At 56.9% G+C, this 6,863-nt stretch carries 4 protein-coding genes and 3 pseudogenes; 5 read left to right on the top strand and 2 right to left on the bottom strand.

Annotation, left to right across the window (positions count from 1 at the left end):
* Both ACSSVY_RS22410 and ACSSVY_RS22405 read right to left on the bottom strand, forming a co-directional pair.
* Window positions 1-390 (bottom strand): annotated as a pseudogene (locus tag ACSSVY_RS22410) (IS21 family transposase); the annotation flags it as partial.
* 112 nt (window positions 391-502) lie between these two features.
* On the bottom strand, window positions 503-1,501 hold the full coding sequence (locus tag ACSSVY_RS22405; RefSeq protein ID WP_454272237.1) for a helix-turn-helix transcriptional regulator: 999 nt from the start codon (window positions 1,499-1,501) through the stop codon (window positions 503-505).
* Window positions 1,502-1,590: 89 nt separating this feature from the next.
* On the opposite strand from ACSSVY_RS22405, the gene cysD reads away from it, so the two are divergent.
* The 5 genes and pseudogenes from cysD to ACSSVY_RS22380 all read left to right on the top strand — a co-directional run.
* Entirely contained in the window at window positions 1,591-2,496 is a 906-nt protein-coding gene (gene cysD, locus ACSSVY_RS22400) for a sulfate adenylyltransferase subunit CysD (protein ID WP_454272235.1), read from the top strand.
* 54 nt (window positions 2,497-2,550) lie between these two features.
* Window positions 2,551-4,461, top strand: coding sequence for a sulfate adenylyltransferase subunit CysN (cysN, locus tag ACSSVY_RS22395; protein ID WP_454272239.1), 1,911 nt, complete (start codon window positions 2,551-2,553; stop codon window positions 4,459-4,461).
* A 215-nt stretch (window positions 4,462-4,676) separates the two neighbouring features.
* Window positions 4,677-4,928: pseudogene (locus ACSSVY_RS22390) on the top strand (transposase); the annotation flags it as partial.
* Between the two features lie 228 nt (window positions 4,929-5,156).
* Complete coding sequence (locus ACSSVY_RS22385) at window positions 5,157-6,518, top strand: IS110 family transposase (RefSeq protein WP_454272233.1); 1,362 nt, start codon at window positions 5,157-5,159, stop codon at window positions 6,516-6,518.
* A pseudogene (locus tag ACSSVY_RS22380) lies at window positions 6,519-6,863 on the top strand (IS3 family transposase); the annotation flags it as partial. It lies immediately after the preceding gene.

Below are 6,863 nucleotides of genomic sequence, written 5' to 3'. Positions count from 1 at the left end.
CTCGCCGGGCGCATAGTAGAGCGGCACATAGGCTTCCGCCGTCACCGCTCCCCGGTTCTGCGACCAGCTCTTCGCAAACCGGCGAACGGCATCATACCCACCCTCATATCCGAGCCCGCGCAACTCCTCGAAGATCCGGATCAGGGTCAGCCGTTCACGCAACGGCTTGTTCACATTGGCCGACAGAAATTGCTCGAGCTGTCCCTGCCAGGGCCCGATCCGCGGCATCGGTTGCCGCTCGCGCTCATAGCTGAAGTCAGTCTCGTCCGTCCGCAGGATTTTGCGCACAGTATTCCGCGACACGTGCAGTTCACGCACGATCTTCTTCACAGACCACTTCTGGACGTAGTAGGCCCGCCGGACCCGTGCAATCGTATCCACCCGCTTCATCCCTCTCTCCGCTCGCTGCCTCGCAACGAACGGTTTGACAGAATATCAGGGGGGTCAAAATTGGATGCCGATCCCCCGCCCTAAGGGGTCAAAATTGCACGCCGAAACACATTTAGGGTTCTGTGAACCAGATAGAACTGTTCAAGATACGCCTCACCAGCCCCGGCTGGCCACTGACATCTAGACGGGCAAAAAGCGACTTCGAGCAGGTTCGCGCGCTGTCCTCTGTCCAGCCAAGTCTTTTTGCGGCAACTTTCAACGAGTAGCCGTCGCAAATCAGTTGGACCAAGCGTGCTTCACTGCAACTGATGCCGAAATGTTCCGCGATCGCCTGAGATGAAATTGATTTGCACTGTGGCGTTAATCGCAGCTGTCCGAGGATTGCACGCGCGTTATCGTGCTCGAACTGACATAGTAATATTTCGCCTTGCTTGAGTGATGCGACGAATGGCTTCTTACCTGTTGAGGCTCTGGAGAACGCCTGCTTGAATTCAGATGCGAAGGCTTGTTCCAAGAAGTTCAGTGGCATCCCCTCTGTTACTTCAAACCCAGCCTGACTGTGCAATCCAATTAGTGCAGGAGGGCATGTTAAGACTCTACCCGCCATATCAAAAATTACCCAGCCACCACCCAACGCTGCAAGTAGAGTGTGTTCGATCGCGCATTCTGCACGCTCCCGATGCTGCTCAAGCCACAGATCCATGGCCCGTCCCAAGAACGGCACAAGGCCGCTCAGCATCTGGCCATCCGCACCACGGAAATCTTGGCTATGCGCTTTACGATTGATGCTTAGCGTGAGTCCGGCACCATTCAGTATTCGTACCTTGATAATGCGGATCGGCGCACTCACTCCTCTAAATTCCGGAAGACTCTCCTGCGAATAAACACGATCAAACCGCAAGGCCTGCCCTGAGGCGGAATCAGGATCGTGGAGGCAGCCATCAGACCATTTGCGAGTTTGACTCTGGTGATTCAAAGTCAGTGAAGCACCCTCAGCCCGTGTTATTTCTCGCAACGTCGCCAAAAATTCCAACCAGGCGTCGTTGGCTTTAATCCTTGTCGCGGCAAAGAGCGCGCGGATCAGCTTGGTTGAATCGTCGTAAGGTTCCATTTTTACAGATTACCTCCCAAATGGGAGGTGCGCCAAGTGCCTGCGTGGCGTACCGCAGCGCCAAACGCAATTTGTTTGGCTGTATGATAATGATAACGAAAACACTGACACATCTTGAGCGTCTCGAGGCAGAAAGCATCCATACCCTTCGTGAAGTCGTCGCTGAGGCCGAGCGTCCGGTGATGCTTTATAGCGTCGGCAAAGACAGCGCGGTTATGCTACATCTGGCCAAGAAGGCCTTTTACCCCGCGCCGCCGCCCTTCCCGCTGATGCATGTAGATACTACTTGGAAATTCCGCGACATGTATGCGTTGCGCGACAAGGCCGCGAAGCAAGCTGGTATGGATCTCATCATCTACCAGAATCCTGAAGCCAAAGAAAAAGGGATCAATCCCTTCGATCACGGCTCGCTGCATACAGATATGTGGAAAACCGAAGGCCTCAAACAAGCACTCGACCTGCACGGCTTCGACGTTGCCTTCGGGGGGGCTCGCCGGGACGAAGAAAAATCACGTGCCAAGGAGCGCGTCTTCTCCTTCCGCTCTGCCAACCACCGCTGGGATCCGAAGAACCAGCGCCCAGAGCTTTGGCGGCTCTACAATGCCCGAAAGTCGAAGAACGAAAGCATCCGCGTATTCCCAATCTCAAACTGGACTGAGCTCGACATCTGGCAATATATCCATCTCGAAGGTATCGAGATCGTCCCGCTGTATTTCTCCGCCCCGCGCCCGACCGTGATACGTGATGGTCTTATCCTGATGGTCGATGACGAACGTTTCCCACTCAAACCCAGCGAAACCCCACAAATGCGCCCCATACGTTTCCGCACGCTCGGGTGCTATCCGCTGACTGGGGCCGTTGAAAGCAATGCCACCACGCTCCCTGAGGTTATTCAAGAGATGCTCCTGACCACCACCTCTGAGCGTCAGGGCCGCGCCATCGACCACGATCACACCGCCTCGATGGAGAAAAAAAAGCAGGAAGGCTATTTCTGACCACGTCGAGCTCGCCCTCCCTTATCCTAGTTTCACACGCTCGAGGTGACCGATATGACCACGAATAATGACCCGATTTACAAGACTGACGCGCTGATCGCCGAAGACATAGACGCCTATCTGGAAGCCCATCAGAACAAAACCATGCTGCGCTTCATCACCTGCGGCTCTGTGGATGACGGCAAATCCACCCTCATCGGCCGCTTGCTTTATGACAGCAAGATGATCTTCGAAGACCAGCTTGCCGCTCTCGAAGCCGACAGCAAGCGCGTCGGCACCCAGGGCGGCGGAATCGACTTCGCTCTCCTCGTCGATGGCCTTGCCGCAGAACGCGAGCAGGGCATCACGATTGACGTGGCCTATAGGTTCTTCGCCACCGAAAAGCGAAAATTCATCGTGGCCGACACGCCCGGTCACGAGCAATATACCCGGAACATGGTCACGGGCGCCTCCACCGCCGATCTGGCCGTGATCCTAATTGATGCGCGTAAGGGCGTCCTGACGCAAACCCGCCGTCACAGCTATCTTGTGAACCTCATTGGAATCCACCATGTTGTTCTGGCGGTGAACAAGATGGACCTCGTGGACTATAGCCAAGAGGTGTTCGACAGGATAGTCGAGGATTACAGAGCCTTCGCCCACTCCATCGGCATCACCAGTTTCACAGCAATCCCGATTTCAGGGTACAAGGGCGATAATATTACCGGCCTAAGCGAGAATACGCCCTGGTATCACGGCGCTGCGCTTCTTCCCTATCTTGAAACCGTTCAGATCGACGTCACGGCGGATCAGGACGAGCCTTTCCGACTTCCAGTACAGTGGGTGAACCGCCCAAACCTAGATTTCCGCGGGTTTGCGGGTATGATTGCCAGCGGCATAGTCCGCCCCGGCGATGCCGTCCGTGTTCTGCCTTCGGGTAAGACCTCCACCGTCGCGCGCATTGTGTCACTCAAAGGTGACCGTGAACTCGCGATTGCGGGTGAATCCGTTACCATCACGCTCACCGATGAAATTGACTGCTCGCGTGGTCAGGTCATCGTGTCCGCGCAAGCGCCGCTGGAAGTGGCCGATCAGTTCGAAGTCGCCCTAGTATGGATGGATGAAGTCGAAATGGTGCCGGGCCGCACATATCTCCTCAAAATAGGCACTCAAACCGTATCGGCGAGCGTCCACCAACCTAAGTACGAGATCAACGTCAATACGCAGGAACATCTTGCGGCTAAAACACTCGATCTCAACGCTATCGGCGTTGCCAATATCACGACCGACCGCGAAATCCCCTTCGCACCCTACACGGAGAACCGTGACCTTGGTGGTTTCATCCTGATTGATAAGATCTCCAACCGAACTGTCGCGGCCGGGATGATTAACTTCGCGCTCCGTCGTGCTCAGAACATTCATTGGCAGGCCATGGACATCACCCGCGAAAGCCATGCGCGGATGAAGAACCAGAAGCCCGCCGTTCTCTGGCTCACGGGCCTCTCTGGTTCAGGCAAGTCGACCATAGCCAATATCGTAGAGCGAAAATTGGCGCGGATGAACCGCCACACCTTCCTGCTCGATGGTGATAACGTACGCCACGGGTTGAACAAGGATCTGGGCTTTACAGAAGCTGACCGCGTGGAAAACATCCGCCGCGTCGGTGAGGTGGCGAAGCTTATGACTGATGCAGGGCTCATAGTGATCACAGCCTTCATCTCCCCCTTCCGCTCCGAACGGGACATGGTGCGCTTAATGATGCAGCCCGGCGAGTTTATTGAAGTGTTCGTCGATACACCACTTGAAGTAGCCGAAGCCCGCGATGTGAAAGGCCTATACGCAAAGGCCCGCTCCGGCCAGTTGACGAACTTCACCGGGATCGACAGCCCTTACGAGGCACCAGAGAACGCCGATATTCGGATTGACACGACTGAAGTTACAGCCGAGCAAGCAGCAGACATGATCGTTAGCCGTTTGATACCGTGAGTGTCCGACGTCCCATGAAATGGGACAACAGAATGGATTGAGCTTTGGAGGCTCACGTGCGTGTTCATAATTGAGTATGCCGTGTGTTTCTGATGGTGCAAGAGGGGTTGGCGGATGGTCTGCTTCTTGATCCTCTCTCTTTTACGCAGGATTGAGCTGCTGCCGGTTTCGTGGACACGAAGATAAGATCGTGACCAAGGAAGCGGAGATCGGAAATGAGACGGAAGTTTACGAAAGAGTTCAAGTTTGAGGCTGTGAAACTGGTGACAGAGCGGGGCGTTGCGGTGGCGCAGGCGGCCCGTGATCTGGATCTGGCAGAAAGCGTGCTGCGTCGATGGATGCGGGAGGCTGCAGAGGCCCCTGTCAATACATTCCCCGGCAATGGTCAACAGCGTGCCGAGTTGGCAGAGATCGCAGCCCTGAAGAAAGAGGTCGCCAAGCTCAAGGCGGAGCGCGATATCCTAAAAAACCGTTCCGGGCCGCAGCCCGCCTGTGCGCGGTAGTAACAGCTTGTGCTATGTTGTGCCCGAAGGGCAGTTGCCGATGGCTTATTGGTGGGCTGGACCCCGTTAAAAAACGTGGCACATGGGCTGATGCGCACTTGAGAGTGGTGACGCCGCCATTGCGGCGATCCCGGTTAGGAAGATGACGAACTTGCATGGCCCACGCCCTTCGCCTTGAACGGAGGAGATGCCATGACAAAGCGTAAGACCGGCGGCCACCCGGATTTGAAGATGGTCAACCCCAATGCGGCTGCGATCGATATCGGATCAACCATGCACATGGCGGCTGTGAACCCTGACACCGACATCATGCCCGTGCGCGCCTTCGGGACATTCACCCAAGATTTGCATCACCTTGCTGATTGGTTCCGGTCGTGCCGCGTCACCAGCGTGGCGATGGAATCGACTGGCGTTTACTGGATTCCGGCCTTCGAGATCCTGGAGGCGCATGGGTTCGAGGTTATCCTTGTGAATGCCCGCTACGCCAAGCATGTTCCGGGCCGCAAAACCGATGTCAGCGATGCCGGATGGCTGCGACAGTTGCACTCGTATGGGTTGCTCCGCGGCAGCTTCCGACCTGAGGCCGAGATAGCCACTCTGCGCGCCTACATGCGCCAGCGCGAACGACTGACAGAATACGCTGCCGCGCATATCCAGCACATGCAGAAGGCGCTCATGGAGATGAACCTGCAACTGCATCATGTCGTCTCTGATATCACTGGTGCAACGGGCATGCGGATCATCCGTGCCATTGTCGGCGGCGAGCGCGATCCTGAGGTTCTTGCCGCGTTCCGGGATGTCCGCTGCAAGTCATCAATGGACACGATCAAAGCGGCGCTGGTCGGCAACGACCGTGAGGAGCATGTCTTTGCTCTGACACAGTCGCTGGAACTTTATGATTTCTACAAAGCGCAGATCGAAGCGTGCGACAGCAGGCTGGAGGCCGCGGTTGGGGCGCTGACGGCCCGTGCAGACGGAGAACTGGCCCCACTGCCCAAGGCGCGGATCAAGGGCACGCAACACAATGCGCCGTCCTTCGATGTGCGAGCTGCGCTCTATGGCGTGTTAGGCACGGACCTTACACAGATCCATGGCCTTGGGCCATCACTGGCGCTGAAGCTGGTGGCCGAATGCGGCACGGATTTGCGGGCCTGGAAGAGCGCCAAGCACTTCACGTCGTGGCTCTGTCTGGCACCGGGCAACAAAATCTCTGGTGGCAAGCTGCTGTCCTCCCGAACACGCCGATCCTCCAGCCGCGCCGCCGCGCTTCTGCGTCTGGCTGCCGTCACGATTGGCCGAAGTGACACAGCCCTGGGCGCGTTCTATCGGCGGCTGTCATCACGCATCGGCAAGCAAAAGGCGGTCACAGCGACAGCGCGCAAGATTGCCGTTTTGTTCTACAACGCCATTCGCCATGGCATGACATATCAGGATCAGGGGGCGGCTGCCTACGATGAACGACATCGGCAGCGCGTGCTCTCCAACCTCCAACGGCGCGCCAAGACTCTCGGTTTTGCATTGGCGCCCATTCCCGAGACAAAGGCTGTTTCTTAGGAAGGCCGCAGCATACTTTGCGAGGGAAGCGACATGAGGTTCGCCTTCATCGCGAAGCACCGGCACATCTGGCCAGTCAGCTGGCTGTGCGAGGTGCTGGAGGTCTCACGCTCAGGCTTCCATGCCTGGCTGAACCGTCCTCTCAGCGACCGGGCAATCCTTGATGCAAAGCTCGTCACGGCCATCGACAAGAGCTTCAAGGCCAGCGGCAGGACCTATGGCGCCCGGCGTGTTTGGCATGACGTCCTTGAAGAGGGCCTGATCTGCGGCCTTCACCGGATCGAGCGGCTGATGCGCCAGAACGCATTGAAAGCGCGCCCAAAACGGCGCGGAAGGCCCCAGGAC

It is taken from the genome of Roseovarius sp. MBR-51 (assembly GCF_053628575.1).
The sequence above is the reverse complement of the archived record's forward strand: the minus strand, read 5'-3'. Positions and strand labels throughout refer to the sequence as shown.